The 17,744-nt window shown below is 39.5% G+C and carries 15 protein-coding genes; 14 read left to right on the top strand and 1 reads right to left on the bottom strand.

What is annotated here, in order from left to right:
- The first annotated feature begins 19 nt into the window (after positions 1–19).
- Positions 20–424, top strand: a complete 405-nt coding sequence (locus B9N62_RS09215) for a hypothetical protein (RefSeq protein ID WP_087585238.1) — start codon at positions 20–22, stop codon at positions 422–424.
- On the opposite strand, the gene B9N62_RS09210 is transcribed toward B9N62_RS09215, so the two are convergent.
- Entirely contained in the window at positions 421–3,729 is a 3,309-nt protein-coding gene (locus B9N62_RS09210) for a DUF748 domain-containing protein (protein WP_087585237.1), read from the bottom strand. The two genes, B9N62_RS09215 and B9N62_RS09210, sit on opposite strands and share 4 nt — an antisense overlap.
- A 173-nt stretch (positions 3,730–3,902) precedes the next feature.
- Between B9N62_RS09210 and B9N62_RS09205 the strand changes: the two genes are divergently transcribed.
- From B9N62_RS09205 to B9N62_RS10875, 13 genes are all read left to right on the top strand, one after another.
- Positions 3,903–5,435: an ABC transporter substrate-binding protein gene (locus tag B9N62_RS09205; protein WP_087585236.1), complete on the top strand. Its 1,533-nt coding sequence runs from the start codon at positions 3,903–3,905 to the stop codon at positions 5,433–5,435.
- A gap of 12 nt (positions 5,436–5,447) precedes the next feature.
- On the top strand, positions 5,448–6,386 hold the full coding sequence (locus B9N62_RS09200; protein WP_087585235.1) for an ABC transporter permease: 939 nt from the start codon (positions 5,448–5,450) through the stop codon (positions 6,384–6,386).
- Complete coding sequence (locus tag B9N62_RS09195) at positions 6,383–7,183, top strand: ABC transporter permease (protein ID WP_087585234.1); 801 nt, start codon at positions 6,383–6,385, stop codon at positions 7,181–7,183. The genes B9N62_RS09200 and B9N62_RS09195 overlap by 4 nt, the downstream gene beginning before the upstream one ends.
- Complete coding sequence (locus B9N62_RS09190) at positions 7,180–7,860, top strand: ATP-binding cassette domain-containing protein (RefSeq protein ID WP_087585233.1); 681 nt, start codon at positions 7,180–7,182, stop codon at positions 7,858–7,860. Before B9N62_RS09195 ends, B9N62_RS09190 begins: the two co-directional genes overlap by 4 nt.
- Positions 7,857–8,606 (top strand): ATP-binding cassette domain-containing protein, encoded by a 750-nt coding sequence (locus B9N62_RS09185; RefSeq protein WP_087585232.1) that lies wholly within the window; start codon positions 7,857–7,859, stop codon positions 8,604–8,606. Before B9N62_RS09190 ends, B9N62_RS09185 begins: the two co-directional genes overlap by 4 nt.
- A gap of 26 nt (positions 8,607–8,632) precedes the next feature.
- Positions 8,633–9,706, top strand: a complete 1,074-nt coding sequence (locus B9N62_RS09180; RefSeq protein WP_087585231.1) for an epoxyqueuosine reductase QueH — start codon at positions 8,633–8,635, stop codon at positions 9,704–9,706.
- Between the two features lie 150 nt (positions 9,707–9,856).
- Positions 9,857–10,303: a 3-hydroxyacyl-ACP dehydratase FabZ gene (gene fabZ / locus B9N62_RS09175; protein WP_087585230.1), complete on the top strand. Its 447-nt coding sequence runs from the start codon at positions 9,857–9,859 to the stop codon at positions 10,301–10,303.
- Positions 10,304–10,324: 21 nt separating this feature from the next.
- The gene (gene lpxA, locus B9N62_RS09170; RefSeq protein ID WP_087585229.1) at positions 10,325–11,113 is read left to right on the top strand and encodes an acyl-ACP--UDP-N-acetylglucosamine O-acyltransferase; all 789 of its coding nucleotides are present in this window, start codon (positions 10,325–10,327) and stop codon (positions 11,111–11,113) included.
- A complete protein-coding gene (gene clpX, locus B9N62_RS09165; protein ID WP_021090629.1) occupies positions 11,113–12,345 on the top strand; it encodes an ATP-dependent Clp protease ATP-binding subunit ClpX in 1,233 nt (410 codons plus the stop codon). Before lpxA ends, clpX begins: the two co-directional genes overlap by 1 nt.
- Positions 12,346–12,354: 9 nt before the next feature.
- A complete protein-coding gene (locus tag B9N62_RS09160) occupies positions 12,355–13,392 on the top strand; it encodes a rod shape-determining protein (protein WP_021090637.1) in 1,038 nt (345 codons plus the stop codon).
- Positions 13,382–14,137 (top strand): rod shape-determining protein MreC, encoded by a 756-nt coding sequence (mreC, locus tag B9N62_RS09155; protein WP_087585228.1) that lies wholly within the window; start codon positions 13,382–13,384, stop codon positions 14,135–14,137. Before B9N62_RS09160 ends, mreC begins: the two co-directional genes overlap by 11 nt.
- Entirely contained in the window at positions 14,137–17,397 is a 3,261-nt protein-coding gene (carB, locus tag B9N62_RS09150; RefSeq protein WP_087585227.1) for a carbamoyl-phosphate synthase large subunit, read from the top strand. Before mreC ends, carB begins: the two co-directional genes overlap by 1 nt.
- Positions 17,394–17,699, top strand: a complete 306-nt coding sequence (locus B9N62_RS10875; RefSeq protein WP_257640238.1) for a hypothetical protein — start codon at positions 17,394–17,396, stop codon at positions 17,697–17,699. Before carB ends, B9N62_RS10875 begins: the two co-directional genes overlap by 4 nt.
- Positions 17,700–17,744 lie beyond the last annotated feature (45 nt).

Below are 17,744 nucleotides of genomic sequence, written 5' to 3'. Positions count from 1 at the left end.
TTGTTACTAGGAGCGAAAAATGAACTACAACAAACATAACAAAGGCTTTGTTTGCTTTATGTATAGCTTTGGACGAAACAGAGCGGTTTATGCTGTTTTGATGGTTTTAGTCATATTTTTGCTTGGTTTTTTGACATTTGGCTCAAGTGCTCAAGCTAACATTTTAAATTTACAAATAGCCATTGGCGTCATGCTTTGCGGGCTTTTACTCATCCTTGTAAATCCAAAAATTTTTATCATCAAGCTAATTGGATATTTAATTTCACTTGCTGGCGTTATGATCGCTCTTCACAATGCAAATTTACTAGGCGAAGGCTTTAGCTTATATTTTTACGCAAGCCTAGTTTTTGGCGCATTTATGATGCTCATGCTTCTTAGTTGGTTTGTTTACAACGCAAGAAGCAGCGAGATAAATGAAATTTAGTTCGCCACTCCCATAAGCACACTTGTGTAGGTGTTTTGTTTAGGCTCTGAGTTTGTTGCATCATTTACATTTATGCGACCAGCCTCAAGCCCAGCTTTTATGAGTGCTTCTTTTACTGCATTTGCACGCTCATTTGCTAGCTCAACTAGCTTTTCCTTATCCACTTCGATAGCTTCTATTGCCTCTTCTCTTAAGGCCTTATCGCTTTTGTCTTTAGCGTTTGGAACAAGGGAATTTAACACAGTGATATAATCTTTGCCATTTGAGGCGATTATTTGATTTATCTTTTGATCAAGCTTTTTTTCTTTAAAGTAGAGCACATCTATTTCAGAGTAAGTAGGTGTGATGCTAAGTTTCATCATAGGCTTTGCACTAGTTAGCTTTATAAAATCAGCTATTTTTGGTGCTTCTGAGCTTATTAACTCGCTACTTCCAGCAAGAAAATCAATAGAGCTAAGATCCTTGCTGCCAAGTCCTAGAGCATTACCTAAAAATCTAAACGGAGCTAACGTAATGTCTGCAAAGAGTTTTTTAACAGCAGCCCAAATGACACCGCCATATTTAAAGTCAGGATCGTCTAAATTTCCCTCAACTGGCAGGTCGATATTTATTTGATTATTTTGATCGCTTAATATCGATATAGCAAGCGAAAGTGGCAAATTTACAGCATCTTTTGAATCAACCTTTTCTCCAAGTGTGAGTGTGTCAAAATTTATAAGATTTGTGCCATTTAGTTTTGAATCAACAACGCTATAATTTAGATTTAAATTTAACTTACCTTTTTTTATTTTATAGCCCAAAAATTGCCCACTATATGGCGTTATGTCGATTAGATCAATGTCTTTAAAATCAAGCTTAATGTCGGTATTTTGCTTTAATTCAAAAGGAAATAATTTTGCTGTAATCTGAGAAAAACCGTTCTTACCAACTGTGCCTTTAAACTCGCCCGAACTTGGACGTTTTTTATCGATGTCAGTTAGCTTGCCATTTAGATTTGAAATTTTTGTAGCAAATGGCATAAATAGTGACGCATCTGAAAAATCAACCTCGCCGTTGTTAAGTGAGAAATTTTTGATACTAAAATTTAGCTCGTCATCTTTTTTACTAGCTATCTTTTTGCTCTCAGCTTTTTGCTCACTTTGGGCTTTGTTTTTATCTTCTTTTACGATTTTGCTTAGATTAAATTCGCGCTCTTTACTTAGATGAGCCTTGATAAATGGCGAATTTAAGGCAACTCCAGTAATTTCAAGATTATTTTTAAAAAGTGAAATTTTATCTACATCTAAACTTTTAAATGCGATTAGCTTTTCTTTATTTTTATCATCTAATCTAATATCTTTTACGCTAAGCTTTGCATCTGCTTTTATATCTTTTGCATAGTGAAGTTCGGCATTTGCGCTCATCTCTCCACTTGAAAGGTCTGCCTCTAAAAAGGGCTTTGCATAGGCAAAATACTTTGGTAAATTTGTATCATTTAGCTTGATCTTCGCACTCACATCAAGTGGCTCGATCTTTATCTTGGACTCAACATCCAAATTTAGCTTTTGCGAGCTTTTCATCGCCACTTTTGCGTCAAATGGCTTACTAAAATCGCTACTTAAATTTGCTATTTTTACAAATAAATTATCAAATTTATGAGCAATCTTCTCGCCCTCAAAAATGTGCGTCAAAGCGATATTGGCGTTATTTACATTGATATTTCTTATATCAAATTTAAACTCATTTTCTTTACTTTTTGAAACTGATGTATTCTCTTTTTTGGTTTTAGTGCGATGATTGGCTGTTTTTACCGGCTCTTTATCACCAAGCCCAAGCTGGTTTATCGCGCTTAAGCCGCTATCATTTAACTCTGAGTTAAATTTTGGTCTATTTACATCGATATTCTCGGCACTCAAAGCCATATTTAAAATGTCAAATTTGATCGTTTTTGTAAGCACATCAGCGATATCTAAAATTTCTTTATTTTTTGCCTTTAAATTTATGCCATTTATACTAAGCTCATCAAGAGTTGCAAGGCTTTTATTAGTATCTTGAGCGAAGCTAATGTTTGAGAAATTAGCCCCTACCACATTTGCATTCGCATTTTTACTAAGCGGGGCATTGATACCTTCAAACGCTATTTTTTCAAGCGTTAGAGTGGTTTTGTTATTTGCTAAATTTGCATTTAAATTTGAGGCATTTATATCTTTTAGATTTACTAAATTTTTACTGGTTTCGTCTATTTTTAGGGTATTTGCATTTATGCTATTTAGTGCAGCTGTCGCATTTAGCTCACCTTTTTCATTTAAATTTGCTAAAAGCGAAATATCGTTTAAATTTAGTGATTTTAAGCTTGCTGTTATTGCATTTTTAAATGACACATCGCTTAAATTTATGGCATTTAGCTCTAATTTAGCATCTATCTTGTCTGCTATCTTACTTGATAGATCAAATTTTGGAAGCTCTAGCTCACCAAGGCTTAGTTCGTTTTTGCCCTCATCTATGTTTAGTGATTTTATATTTAAAAAGCTACCCTTTAAATTTATATTTGTAGCGTTCTCGTCGGCAATTAAAGCGTAATTTATTCCTAAATTTATGACCGCATTTTTAAGGTTTAGTGTATCGTTATCGATGAAGCTTATCGCAACTGGCTTGATGCTAAAGTCCTTAATGACGACACTACCATTTATGTTTAGCGGATTTAGCCTGATATCACCTTTTAAGTCGATCTTGTGTGCAAGGCTTGAGTTTGAGTCAAAGATATGATTGCCAGCACTATTCTTTTTTGTATTTAGCGAGTTTAACTCGTAGTTTATATCATAAAAACTTACATTAAATGGCTTTGTGAGATTTTGGTCGCTATACGAAAATGAGCCTTTGATGATCTTGGCACTATTTAGGGCGAAATTTATCGAGCTTGTACTGTTGTCCTCATTGCTTGCATTATCTTCACCTATGAAGTTGCTAAAGTTAAAGCTAGCGTTTTTTGCTCTTGTTATATTAACACTTGGTTCGTCTAGTCTAAAAATATCAATCTCTATGAGCTTTTTGAAGATAGAAAATGGCTTTAGCTTGACATCGACTTGCTTTGTGCTAAAAAGTGGTGAAGTTGTGTTTAGCTCGGCACTTGTAGCGTTTAGCTCAAAGGTAAATGGATTAAATTTAGCCTCTTTCACAAAAAGTGTTGCATTGTAGTCTTTTAGATACTTTGGAGCAACATTTTTGATAGCATAAGGAACACCAAAAAAGCCAATAAGTGTGTAAATAAGTAAAAGTGAAACTAAACTTATGCCTGAAATTAGGGCTATTTTTTTATTTTTATTCATTTAAATTTTTACCTTGAAGTGATCTAAAATAAACTTTGATTTTACTTTAAATAAGGTTAAATTCTAGTTAGAAATTTCCAAATTTTTAGACGTTTATATTTACATTTTAGTTAATAATACTTTTATAAAATTCGTATTACCATTTTATAAATATTTCAAAAAAAGGGGATAATGTGAAGAGAATTTTACTTGCATTTTTCTTGTTATTTGGCGTTTACCTTTATGCAAATGAGAGTAAAGTCGTAATAGCTATCGAGGAGCAAACACCTCGTATAAACCCACTTTATGACGAGGATCACGATCCTACACTTTCGCTGGTTTTTTCGGGACTTACGAGCCACGATGAAAATAGCCATGTCGTGCCTGAGCTTGCCAAGTCTTGGCAGGTGAGTGATGACGGGCTGGAGTATGTTTTTGAGCTAAGAGATGATGCTTTTTGGCATGACGGGGTGAAATTTAGCGCAAAGGATGTTAAATTTACCATCGAAGCGGCTCAAGATAAGAAGCTAAACGCACCTGCTATCTCAAACTACGAGGTGGTAAAAAGTATTGAAATTTTAGGGGATTATAAAGTAAAAATCACGCTAAAAGAGCCATTTCCGCCGTTTCTTGATGCGCTTAGTTTTGGCGTTTTGCCTGAGCATATCCTAAAGGGCAAAGATATCTCGACTGATAAATTTAACGAGGCTCCAGTAGGAACTGGCGCATACAAGCTTGTAAAATGGAAAAAAGATGAGAGTTTGGAGTTTGTGGCAAATGAGAAATTTTACAAGGGCGAGCCAAAGATAAAGAAGGTATTTTTTAAAATTGTCGGCGATGAAAATTTAAGACTTGTAGGGCTAAAAAGCGGTGAGATCGACGTCGCTCTCATCTCTCCAACTGGCGTAAATTTTATAAAAAATGATAAAAAATTAAGCTTGCTTAAGTTTAAAAGTGCGGACTATAGAGCGCTGATGTTTAACTTTGAATATCCTCTTTTTCAAGATAAAAATGTAAGACTTGCCCTAAACTACGCGGTAAATAAAGATGAGATAGTTAAAAATTTATTTCACGGATATGCAAGCGTGGCAAATAATCCGATAGAAAAAAGCTTTGCAAATGACAGCGAGTTTAAATTTAGCTACGATCCGCAAAAGGCTAGGGAGCTACTTGAAAAAAGCGGCTTTAAGAAAAACAAGGCTGGCTTTTTTGAAAAGGACGGCAAGGAGCTTGGCTTTGACATCTACGCTTTTAATAACGACATCTTAAGGGTCAATCTAGCTAAAATTTTAAGCAGCGAGTTTGAGAAATTTGGCGTAAGAGCCAAAGCCTACGCAAAGCCAAAAATAGCTTTTGATCTAAGTAAGGTCGATAGCTTTGTGATCGGCTGGGGAAGCCCGTTTGATCCAGATTTTCACACATATAGAATTTTTGGTGGATTTGCCGATGTGAGTGTAAATGAAAATGGCTGGAACTTTAGCCACTACAAGGACGCAAACGTCGATCTTGCCTTAAAAAACGCGAGATATACAAAGGATGTGGAGCTAAGGAAAAAGCACTATAAAGAATTTCTAAAAGCACTTCATGAAAACCCACCTTACATTTTTATAGCTTATCTTGACTATCCACTTGTGTTTAATAACAAAATTTCAGGCATAAAGACGCAAATTTTGGGACATCATGGGGCTGGATTTTTATGGAACATAAGAGAGTGGCAAGTAAAATAATGGATAAAAACTTTGTTTAGAGCCATTTTAAAAATAGCGATCTCAAGCCTTGGGTTGCTGTTTTTCATCTCATTTTTTCTATTTTTGCTCATATACTTTTTGCCAGGAAACGTTACTGACGCGATGTTTTTGCGGAGTGAAGCGCTAAGCGTGGCTATAAAAGAGCAAATTTTAGAAAATTTGGGGCTAAAAGATGGCTTTTTTGTGCAGTATTTTAGATGGCTTACTCACTTTGTCACAGGAGACTTTGGCACGAGCTTTGTAAGCGGAGCGAGCGTATCTCTACTAATTAAAGAGCGGCTTTTAAACTCGCTTATCTTATTTTTCGCCTCATTTTTTTTGATAGTTTTTTTATCCTTCTTCTTAGGATTTTTAAGCGCCATTTATAAAAATAAATTTGCCGATATCTTTATAAATTTTAGCTCCTTTTTGCTGGCTTCATTGCCGCATTTTTACATTGCGCTCGTACTAATAGCGATCTTTAGCGTCTATCTAAATTTGCTGCCAAGCTCTGGGGCAAACGAGCTAGGATCTAGCGGAGTAGGAGCAAAATTTATCATCTTGCCAACGCTTGCCATTATCTTGCCACACCTTGGCGCAAATGTGAAATTTGTAAGAGACAGACTAAATCAAAGCCTAAACGCTGACTTTATCCAAACAGCTCACGCTAGAGGTTTGGGGCGCGGCAAAATTTATCTCTTTGCTATAAAGCACGCAAGCACCGATATAGTCTATTATTTCGCCACCCTTGTAGCTGGCGTCTTTGCTGGCTCATACGTCATCGAGAGCATTTTTTCATTTCCGGGCATAGGCAAGCTTAGCCTTGATGCGGTGATCGCCAAAGACTATCCAGTCGCGCTTGCGACCATTTTACTAACGGCCGTTTTTGTCGTTTTTGCAAATTTGCTAGCAAAAATTTTCGCCATATTAGCAGATAAGAGAAATTTATGAGAAAAGTCATATTTTTTCTAGCCTGTTTTGTCTTTTTGGCACTTGTCACATTTGCCTTTGTGACGCCGTTTTTTTCTAAATTTGAGCCAAATTTCACTGACTTCATGGCGGTAAATTTAGCCCCAAACGGCGAACACATCTTTGGCACTGACATCCTAGGCAGGGACAATCTCATAAGGGTAGCCTACGCACTTAAAAACTCGCTTCTTGTCCTGCTGCTAGCTGGCTTTTTAACGACCTTGTTTTCGCTCATCTACGCATATTTTGGCACGAGCAAGAGCAGAGTTTGTGAGAGTGTTTTTGATAAGGGGCTTGATGCCTTTTTAAGCATACCAAACATCGTTTTTATCATGCTTTTTAGCTCATTTAGTAGCGATGATCTTTTTATAACATCTTTTATCATCGCCATTTGCTCCTTTATGCAGGGTGCAAAGGTCTTTATGCAAAATTTAAGGCTTAATAAAAAGTGTGACTACGCCGAGCAAGCGGTCATTAATGGGGCTGGTAAATTTAGCCTTATCTGCTTTGAAATTTTGCCAAATTTAAAGCATCTTGTAGTTAGTATCTTTGGCATAAACGCGATAAACGCAGTCGTCATGGAGGCCACGCTTGGCTTTTTTGGCGTGGGTAGCGACGCTAATAAAATAAGCCTTGGCATCATGCTAAATGAGAGCAAAGAGGCGCTTTTTCTTGGCTCTTGGTGGATGGTGCTTTTTCCCGGGGTGACGCTCTTTTTGCTCATCCTTGCAACTTCGATCATCACCTCAAATTCAAAAAATGGCAATATAAAAATATGATAGAGATTAAAAATTTAAACGTTTTTTATAAGGATAGGCAGCTTTTGCGTGAGCTTGATTTTCGCATGAGCGAGGGTAAATTTATAGGTATTACAGGCGCTAGCGGCAGTGGCAAATCGCTCTTTGCAAAGAGCTTAATAAGGCTTTTTGATGACGAATTTAGAGTGAGGGCGGATAAATTTAGCATTTATAAAAAAGATATCTTAAAACTTAGCCAAAATGAGCTAAAAGAGCACCGAAAAAAGGTTGCCGCGCTCGTTTTTCAAAACTCCGTTGCTAGCCTTCATCCGCTCTTAAACGTGGGCGATCACTTTAATGCCTATCTTGGCGGCGATAATAAATCAAATAAAGAGCTCGCATTTGCTTATTTTAGGGAGTTTGGGCTGGGTAATGCAAATCTCATCTGGCACAAATACTCATACGAGCTAAGTGGTGGTGAGGCGAGTCGCGTGCAGATAGCTCTTGCACTTTGCCTGAGGCCAAAAATTTTAATCTGCGACGAGATAACAAGCGGACTTGATAGCATTAGCGGTAGCCACGTGGCGGGCATCTTAGAGAGCCTAAAAGGTAAGATGAGCGTCATCTTTATCTCGCACGATGAGGCGCTGACAAGCTATCTTAGTGATGAAATTTGGCAGATGAGAGATGGGCGGCTAAATTTAAAGGAAAATGCGTGAAAATAAGGCTTGAAAACGTCTCAAAAAGTTTAAGTTTTAAGGAGCATTTTAACGCTAGAGCTGAAGTGCTGCACCTTTTAGAGGGGATAAGTTGCGAGCTTGATGATGGCGAAAATTTAGCCATTTTGGGGCAAAGCGGTAGTGGCAAAAGCACGCTTGCAAAGCTCATATCATTTAGTGAGCCAAAAAGTGGGGGCAAAATTTACATAAACGATGAGGAGATCACGGATAAAAATGAGCTCAAAAAAGATATCAGGTATATCTTGCAAAATCAAAAGCAAGCCCTAAATCCAGCGCCAAAAGTAAAAACAGCCATCGCTCACGTGAGATCATACCTTAAGCTTAGCTTTAGCGAGAATGAGCTCAAAGAGCTTCTAGCAAATTTAAATTTAAAAGATGAAATTTTAGATAAATATCCATCTCAGCTAAGTGGCGGTGAGGCTACAAGGGTCGGGATATTGCTGGCACTACTCTCAAAACCAAAAGTCTTAATCTGCGATGAGATAACAAGCGGGCTTGATAATGAAACAAAGCAAAAGATCATAAATTTGCTTTTAAGCTTAGATGAAAAGATCAGCATTATTTTTATCACGCACGATATTTTAAGTGCGATGAAGATAGCGCAAAAGGTGCTAATCATCGAATCCGGCAAGCAAGTGGCTTTTGGTAAATTTGATGATCTTGCAAGCCAAAATGTCCTTAAAAAATACCTCGATGCAGCTAAATTTTATGATGACAAACTTTGATATAATGCAAGCAAAAAAGGTCAAATTTGTTAGTTCATATCTGCTGCTCGGTCGATAGCCACTACTTTTTACAGCGCCTACGAAAAGACTATCCAAATGAGCGAATAGTAGGCTATTTTTACGATCCAAATATACATCCATATAGCGAATTTTTACTACGTTTTGAGGACGTGAAGCGAAGCTGCGAGAAGCTAGGCATCAAGCTAATATGTGGCGAATATGACTACGAAGCGTGGCTTGGTGGCACAAAAGGGCTTGAAGATGAGCCAGAAAAGGGTAAAAGGTGCGAATACTGCTTTGACTTTCGTATGAAAGACTCTGCTAAAAAGGCGATAGAGCTAGGACTTAGTAAGATCACGACGACGCTTTTGATGAGCCCAAAAAAGGACTTTTCTCAGCTTAAAAGGGCGCTTGATGAGGCGGTGGCTGGCTCAAATTTAGAAGCCGTTGCGGTTGATTATAGAAAAAATGGCGGCACAAGCGAGCAGTTCATCCTAGCTAAAAAAGATAAGCTCTATCACCAAAATTACTGCGGCTGCGTCTTTGCACTAAAAAAACAGCGCGACTCGCAAAATTTGCCCCAAAGTGAGCTAACGAGCGAGCTACACGCAAGGGCGCTTTATGGCAGCATAGAAGCTAGGCTTGAGCTTTATAAAAAGGTGCGCGAGTGCGAGGCGAGAGGTGAGAAATTTCACCTTTTTAGAAGGCGATTTTTAAACTACAGGCTTTTACGCGCTAGTGTGAAATTTCAAAACGCTGTGATACCAAGCTACTTTGTGCTCTACTCTGGCTTTAAAAGAGAAAATTTGAAGCTAAATGTAGAAAATTCCTGCGAAATGGACGATGAGCTAAAAGAGGGCGCGATATTTATGAGCATAGAGCGCTTTAATAAATTTACAAACAGCAAATTTAAAAGCGTTGATGAGCTTTGCAAAAGGCCGCTTGAGCTTGATGATGAGCTAAAATTTCGCCGTGAGATAAGCGGGGAGTTTTCGCAAAATCCTATCATCATCTTAGACGAGGTCAAAAAGGGTAGCTACGAAATTTACGCAAAGGCTGTTTTTTACAACGATAGCGAAGAAATTTTGGTTTTAGACTAAAAGGTAAGTTTATAAAATTTATCTTAAAGCAGTGAATTAAATTTTTGCCACATAAGGCGAAATTTAGAGATTTTTAAAAGAGGCTAATAATTTTTTTCTTAGTATAAATTTGTTACAATCGCCACAAATTTACATTACTAAGGCTAAAACGTGATAGACGTCGTAGAAATTCAAAAAATTCTTCCACATAGATTCCCATTTTTACTTATAGATAGAGTTGTCGAGCTAGAGCCAGCTAAGAATATCGTAGCTTACAAAAATGTAACCATTGGCGAGCCGATATTTCAGGGGCATTTCCCAGGTCACCCGATCTATCCTGGCGTGATGATAATCGAAGGTATGGCGCAAGCTGGCGGTGTGCTAGCGTTTAAGAGCATGAGTGATGAGCATCAAGCTGGTATCGAGAATAAAGTAGTCTATTTTATGAGCATAGACGGAGCAAAATTTCGCCATCCGGTCCGTCCTGGAGATAGACTAGAGTATAGACTAAATGTGCTAAAACACAAAGGAAATATCTGGGTGCTTGATGGCAAGGCATACGTAGATGACGCACTTTGCGCTGAGGCTGAACTAAAAGCGATGATAGTCGATAAATAGGCTTTAAGAAAAAGAGATACAATGAAAAATATCCACCAAACAGCTGTAATAGAAGATGGAGCGATCATTGGAGATGACGCAAATATCGAGGCTTATGCGTTTGTAAGTAAAGATGCGGTCCTTGGCAACAACGTCACGATAAAGCAAGGCGCAAGGGTGCTTGGCAAGACTAAAATCGGCGATAACTCTCGTGTGTTTAGCTATGCGATCGTGGGCGACATCCCACAAGATATCAGTTATAAAGATGAAATTGATACTGGTGTCATCATCGGAGAACACGCAACTATACGTGAGTTTTGCACGATAAATTCTGGTACGCACAAGGGTGATGGCATAACAAGGATCGGCGATAATGCTTTTATCATGGCGTATTCTCACATTGCACACGACTGCATAATAGGCAACAACGTCATTTTGGCAAATAACGCAACCCTGGCAGGTCACGTCGAGCTTGGCGACTATGCTGTTGTGGGCGGTCTTACGCCAATTCATCAGTTTGTTAGAGTGGGCGAGAGCTGCATGATCGCAGGTGCAAGCGCGCTCAGCCAAGACGTAGTGCCATTTTGCCTAGCTGAGGGTAATAGAGCATATATAAGAAGCTTAAATTTGGTTGGCATTAGACGCAGATTTGACAAAGAGCAAGTTGAGGAGCTAGTTCGCGCTTATAAATTTTTGTTTAATCAAGGCATTAGCCTAAAAGATCAAGCAAACGAGTTGATCTCAAAAACTAGCGACGAAAACGTTAAAAAAATGTGTAAATTTATATTAGAAACGACAAGAGGAATTCCGCTTGCAAAAGGAAGAGATTAATGGCTAGAAAGTGTAATTTTTGTGGAGAGGCAGAGTCTGCCGAGAGAAGATTACTCGCTGATATCGAAGGAAATGCCTATATATGCGAGTACTGCATAGCAGCCGCATACGATATGATACATGGAGATACTAGCGTAGAAGAGAGTAAAAATGACGAAACGATAGAGTATCAAAAGCTCACACCAAAGGAGCTAAAAGCGGTACTTGATAACTATGTGATCGGTCAAGATAGAGCTAAAAAGGTCTTTAGCGTCGGCGTATATAACCACTATAAGAGAATTTTTAAACAAAGCGACATTAAAGACGATACTGAAATTTCAAAATCAAACATCTTGCTTGTTGGCCCAACTGGAAGCGGCAAGACATTGATGGCTCAGACTTTGGCGAGATTTCTTGACGTGCCTATCGCAATTTGCGACGCGACAAGCCTAACTGAGGCTGGATATGTCGGCGAGGATGTTGAAAATATCCTAACAAGGCTTTTACAGGCTGCAAATGGTGACGTGAAAAAGGCGGAGCAGGGCATTGTTTTTGTAGATGAGATCGATAAGATCGCTAGAATGAGTGAAAACAGAAGTATCACAAGAGACGTTTCAGGCGAAGGCGTGCAGCAAGCATTATTAAAGATCATCGAAGGAAGCGTCGTGAACATCCCACCAAAAGGTGGCAGAAAACATCCAAACCAAGACTTCATCCAGATAGATACCACAAATATATTATTTGTTTGTGGTGGTGCATTTGACGGACTTCTTGATATTATTGAGAGAAGAGTTGGAAAAAATGTTCTTGGATTTAATCAAGAAAAACGTGGTAAAAACGAAAAAGAAAATTTACTAAGCCTGCTTGAGCCAGACGATCTTGTAAGATATGGCCTCATCCCAGAGCTTATTGGCAGACTTCACGTCGTGGCTACTTTGAACGAGATAACAAAAGAAGATATGGTAAAAATTTTAACTGAGCCAAAAAATGCGATATTAAAACAATACCAAAAGCTTTGTGCGATTGACGGTGCTACGCTTAAATTTGATGATGAGGCACTTGAAGAGATAGCAAGTTTAGCTATCGAGCGAAAAACCGGAGCTAGAGGGCTTAGAAGTATAATGGAAGAGCTTATGACAGACATAATGTATGAGCTGCCAGAGTTAAAAGAGTATGATATTGTTATCTCAAAAGAGACTGTAAAAGATAAGGCAAAGCCAATTTTAATAAAACACGATAAGAAAATAGCGTAAAGGAAATAGATGTTTTTAGATCAGGTTATAGGTTTTTTCTCAAGTGATATGGGCATAGATCTCGGTACGGCAAATACACTTGTTTTGGTAAAGGATAAAGGCATAATAATAAATGAACCTTCTGTTGTTGCAGTAAGGCGTGAAAAATATGGCAAGCAAAAAATTTTAGCGGTCGGACATGCTGCAAAAGAGATGGTCGGAAAAACTCCAGGTGATATTGAGGCTATAAGACCGATGAGAGATGGTGTTATTGCGGATTTTGATATGACTGAGCGCATGATACGCTATTTTATAGAAAAGACTCACAAAAGAAAAAGCTTTTTACGCCCAAGGATCATCATCTCAGTTCCTTATGGACTTACTCAGGTCGAAAGAAAAGCTGTTAGAGAAAGCGCCTTAAGTGCTGGAGCAAGAGAGGTATTTTTGATCGAAGAGCCTATGGCAGCAGCGATTGGCGCAAATTTACCAGTTCGTGAGCCACAAGGTAACCTAGTGGTTGATATCGGTGGTGGTACGACTGAGATTGGTGTCGTCTCGCTTGGTGGTCTAGTTATTTCAAAATCAATCCGCACAGCTGGCGATAAGATCGATATTAGCATTGTTAATTACATAAAAGAGAAATATAACTTACTAATAGGTGAGCGAACTGGCGAGGAGATAAAGATCGCCGTAGGTTCTGCCGTGCAGCTTGAAAAAGAGCTAAGCGTAGTGGTAAAAGGTCGCGACCAGGTAAGTGGCCTTTTAAGTAGAGTCGAACTAACAAGCGAAGATGTGAGAGAGGCGATGAGAGAACCGCTAAAAGAGATCGCAGATGCGCTTAAAACCGTGCTTGAGATGATGCCACCTGATCTTGCGGGCGATATTGTGGAGACTGGTATCGTACTAACTGGCGGTGGAGCGCTTATTAGAGGACTTGATAAATTTTTATCTGATATCGTTAAACTTCCAGTTTTTGTAGCAGATGAGCCACTTCTCGCGGTTGCTAGAGGAACAGGCAAGGCACTTGAAGAGATTGGGCTTTTACAACAGCTGACAAATGAAGAGTAAGATTGTTCTTTTTGTTTTTATAGCATTGCTTGCTACGGCCTCAGTTTTCAAGGGAGAAATTTTAAGTAATCTTTCTATTTGGTTTAGTAACTATGCTACAAATTCATACGACAATTTTGCTAAAAGCGTGAAAGACTATATAAACGAATATTTTAGGCAGGCTAGCGAGATAGAAAAGCTAAGAGCGCAAAATGAAGAGCTAGAGCGCTCAGCCACGCTTCTTTCTACTTTTGCGAACGAGCTAAATCAAATTTTAAAAGATAAAAACTCAACTACCTACGCCCCAGCTGTAAAGCTAGTAAAAGGGCTTAGCTACGTGCATATCGGGGATTATAATAAAATTTGGATAAGTGAGTTTGAAGGATATGACCCAAATAAAATTTACGGGCTCATCTATCAAGGAAATAGCGCTGGCATCGTCATCGCAAAAGATGGCAAGCCACTAGCTTATTTGCAAAATGACCCAAAAAGTATATTTGCAGTTTATATAGGAAATGACAAAATTCCAGGCGTCGCACATGGAAATCAAGGCCAAATAATGGTGAAATTTATCCCACAATGGCTCAGTCCAAAAGAGGGCGACGAGGTCTTTACGAGTGGGCTTGACGGGATATTTTTTAGTGGAGTGCCAGTAGGGCGCGTGAGTAAAATTTTAAAAGAGAGCTCCTATCAAAGCGTGATAGTTGAGCCCTATGCAAAACTAAACATACCAAACTATCTATACGTTGTAACAAAGGAAAAATGATGCCAAAAAGAACAGATATAAATACCATTTTGCTAATCGGCTCAGGCCCTATCGTCATCGGTCAAGCCTGCGAATTTGACTACTCAGGCACACAAGCAGCCAAGACGCTCAAAGAGCTTGGATACCGCGTAGTGCTTATCAACTCAAACCCAGCCACCATCATGACTGACCCAAATTTTGCTGATGCAACGTATATTGAGCCGATCACAAAAGATAGCATTTTAAAGATCATCGAAAAAGAAAATATTGACGCCATCTTGCCAACGATGGGCGGTCAAGTGGCGCTAAACGCCGCTATGGAGGTCTTTGAGAGTGGCCTTTTAAAGGATGTCAAATTTCTTGGTGCAAACCCAGAAGCGATAAAAAAGGGCGAAGATAGACAAATTTTTAAAGCGACCATGCAAAAGATCGGCATGGACCTGCCTGAGAGTAGATATGCTTATAACATGGATGACGCACTAAATGCAGCAAATGAGATAGGCTTTCCACTCATCATAAGAGCTAGCTACACGCTTGGTGGTGCGGGAAGTGGCGTGGCTTATAATATGGATGAGTTTAAAGAGCTAGCCAACACTGGCCTTGACGCAAGCCCGATACATGAAATTTTGATAGAAGAGAGCTTGCTTGGCTGGAAAGAGTACGAGATGGAGGTCATTAGAGATAGAAATGACAACTGCATCATCGTCTGCTCGATCGAAAATTTTGACCCAATGGGCGTTCATACAGGCGATAGCATCACGGTTGCACCAGCACTAACACTCACAGATAAAGAGTATCAGGCTATGCGTGATGCAAGCTTTGCCATACTTCGTGAGATTGGCGTTGATACTGGTGGCAGTAACGTGCAGTTTGCCATAGACCCAAAAAGTGGTCGCATGATCGTTATCGAAATGAATCCACGCGTCAGCCGAAGCTCAGCGCTAGCTAGTAAAGCCACTGGCTATCCTATCGCAAAGGTCGCGACACTTCTTGCAGTTGGTTTTAGCCTAGATGAGATCAAAAACGACATCACAGGCACACCTGCTAGCTTTGAGCCGGTTATTGACTACATCGTGACAAAAATTCCTCGCTTTACATTTGAGAAATTCCCGGGATCAAACCCATATCTAGGCACTGCGATGAAGTCAGTTGGCGAGGTCATGGCGATAGGTAGGACATTTAAAGAGAGTATCCAAAAGGCGCTTTGCAGCCTAGAGCGTGACCTTTGCGGATTTAACAGCCTTAGTCTAGAGAAAAATGCCTTGGTTTATGGCATCAGAAATGCAAATGAACAGAGAATTTTATATCTCGCACAAGCCTTTAGGGACGGCTTTAGTGTGGCTGAGGTGCATGAGTTTAGTAAGATTGATCCATGGTTTTTAGAGCAAATTTATGAGATAGTTAAATTTGAAGAGAAGATCGACATGGATATATTAAACAACGAAGAGCTGCTACGAGAGGCCAAAAGCATGGGCTTTTCAGACAAAATGATAGCTGTGCTTATAAATGAAAAAGACGATCTTGAGCTTAGCCAAAATGATATCTATTTTGCGAGAGAGAAGCTTGGCATCGAGCTTGAATATAACGAGGTCGATACTTGTGCGGGCGAGTTTAAGGCGCTAACCCCATATCTTTACTCAACCACAAATATCACTAAATTTCCTAAAAAAGAGCTAGTAAAAGACGCTAAAAAGGTGATGATAATAGGCGGCGGTCCAAACAGGATCGGTCAGGGTATAGAGTTTGACTACTGCTGCGTACATGCAAGCTACGCCCTAAGAGACCTTGGCGTAAAAACGATAATGTACAACTGCAACCCAGAAACCGTTTCGACTGACTACGATACGAGCGATATTTTGTACTTTGAGCCGATCGATTTTGAGCACGTGAGAGCTGTCATCGAGCGCGAAAAGCCAGACGGCGTGATCGTGCATTTTGGCGGACAAACTCCACTTAAATTTGCAAAACGCCTAAGCGTGATCGGTGCCAAGATCATCGGAACAACTGCAAGAGTGATCGACGTGGCCGAGGATAGAAAGAAATTTAGCGAATTTATAAATAAAATAGGCGTCCTTCAGCCTAAAAATGATACTGCCATTAGCCTAGAAGAAGCCTTGCAAAAGGCCGCTACTATCGGCTACCCAGTGCTCGTTCGCCCAAGTTACGTTTTAGGCGGTAGAGCAATGAGAAGGGTGCATAACGAGAGCGAGCTAAAAGAGTATATGAGCGAGGCGGTAAAGGTTAGCAACCACTCGCCAGTGTTACTTGATAAATTTTTACAAGACGCAAAAGAGCTCGACGTAGATGCGATATGCGACGGCAAAGAGGTCTATATCGGCGCGATAATGGAGCACATCGAGGAGGCTGGAATTCACTCTGGCGACTCAGCTTGCATATTGCCACCGATGAGTTTAAGTGATGAAATGATAAAAAAAGTGGAGAAGCAAACCAGAGATATCGCGCTAAATTTGGGCGTTGTCGGCCTTATGAATATCCAGTTTGCCATCTATGAAAACGAGCTTTATATGATCGAGGTAAATCCTCGTGCAAGTAGGACCGTGCCGTTTGTGAGTAAAGCTACCGGCGTGCCTATGGCAAAGGTAGCAACAAGAGTTATGTGGCAGGGAAATTTACGTGAGGCGCTTAAATTTTATGATGATTACAGAGTTGTTTATGAGGACGGCGACATCCTAAAACCTCGCGTAAGTTCGCATATTTGTGTAAAAGAGTGTGTATTGCCATTTAACAAGCTAAGTGGTGCCGATCTCATCCTTGGTCCTGAGATGAAGAGTACGGGCGAGGTTATGGGTATCAGTCACGATTTTGCAAGCTCATTTGCAAAGAGTCAGATCGCTGCGAGCAATACTTTGCCAAGCAAGGGCAGGGTATTTTTGACGCTAGCTGACGGCGACAAATCTTATGCGCCAGACCTTGCAAGAGAGCTAATAGCGCTTGGCTTTAGTGTCATCGCAACTGGCGGAACGCATAAAATTTTAAGCGAAGCTGGCGTGGAGGCTGAGTTTGTCTATAAGATAAGCGAGGGCAGACCAAACGTCGAAGATAGGCTTAAAAACGGCGACATCGCACTTGTTATAAACACAAGCGATACAAAATCAAGTGTAGATGATGGAAAAAAGATCCGCCAAAATGTGCTTAGATTTAAAATCCCATATTTTACAACGATCCGTGCAGCACTCGCAGCTGTTAAGTCGCTAAGTGCAGTTCAAACTGGTAAAGCACTTGAGGTAAAAAGCCTACAAGAGTATCTAAGTGAGAAATGAACCAAAAAGAGTGCGTAATAGAAGCGTTAGCTAGCCTTGGTGGCATGGCAACGCTTTTTGATCTTTACCATAAAACTGATGTTAGCACTTGGGGTAGCAAAACTCCATTTGCTAGTATAAGACGGATAGTGCAGACTAATAAAGAATTTTATAAGATCAGAGCTGGGCTTTGGGGACTTTGTGCGCTTAGGGATAAAAATTTAGCCAAAACAGGTGATAGCAAGAGTGAGGAAAATGAGAAATTTACACATTCTTATTTTCAAGGTGTTATTGTTGAGATAGGAAATTTAAGGCATTTTTAAACATTCATCCCAGCTCAAGATAAGAATAAAATTTATAAATTAGAT

This window comes from Campylobacter concisus (assembly GCF_002165785.1).
In the GTDB taxonomy this organism is placed as follows: Bacteria; Campylobacterota; Campylobacteria; order Campylobacterales; family Campylobacteraceae; genus Campylobacter_A; species Campylobacter_A concisus_W.
This window is presented reverse-complemented; position numbering and strand designations above follow the sequence as displayed.

Excerpts from the sequence above, each read along its gene's own strand:
- B9N62_RS09215 (WP_087585238.1), top strand. The coding sequence starts at position 20 with ATGAACTACAACAAACATAACAAAGGCTTTGTTTGCTTTATGTATAGC.
- B9N62_RS09210 (WP_087585237.1), bottom strand. The coding sequence starts at position 3,729 with ATGAATAAAAATAAAAAAATAGCCCTAATTTCAGGCATAAGTTTAGTT.
- B9N62_RS09195 (WP_087585234.1), top strand. The coding sequence starts at position 6,383 with ATGAGAAAAGTCATATTTTTTCTAGCCTGTTTTGTCTTTTTGGCACTT.
- B9N62_RS09190 (WP_087585233.1), top strand. The coding sequence starts at position 7,180 with ATGATAGAGATTAAAAATTTAAACGTTTTTTATAAGGATAGGCAGCTT.
- lpxA (WP_087585229.1), top strand. The coding sequence starts at position 10,325 with ATGAAAAATATCCACCAAACAGCTGTAATAGAAGATGGAGCGATCATT.
- clpX (WP_021090629.1), top strand. The coding sequence starts at position 11,113 with ATGGCTAGAAAGTGTAATTTTTGTGGAGAGGCAGAGTCTGCCGAGAGA.
- B9N62_RS09160 (WP_021090637.1), top strand. The coding sequence starts at position 12,355 with ATGTTTTTAGATCAGGTTATAGGTTTTTTCTCAAGTGATATGGGCATA.
- mreC (WP_087585228.1), top strand. The coding sequence starts at position 13,382 with ATGAAGAGTAAGATTGTTCTTTTTGTTTTTATAGCATTGCTTGCTACG.
- carB (WP_087585227.1), top strand. The coding sequence starts at position 14,137 with ATGCCAAAAAGAACAGATATAAATACCATTTTGCTAATCGGCTCAGGC.
- B9N62_RS10875 (WP_257640238.1), top strand. The coding sequence starts at position 17,394 with ATGAACCAAAAAGAGTGCGTAATAGAAGCGTTAGCTAGCCTTGGTGGC.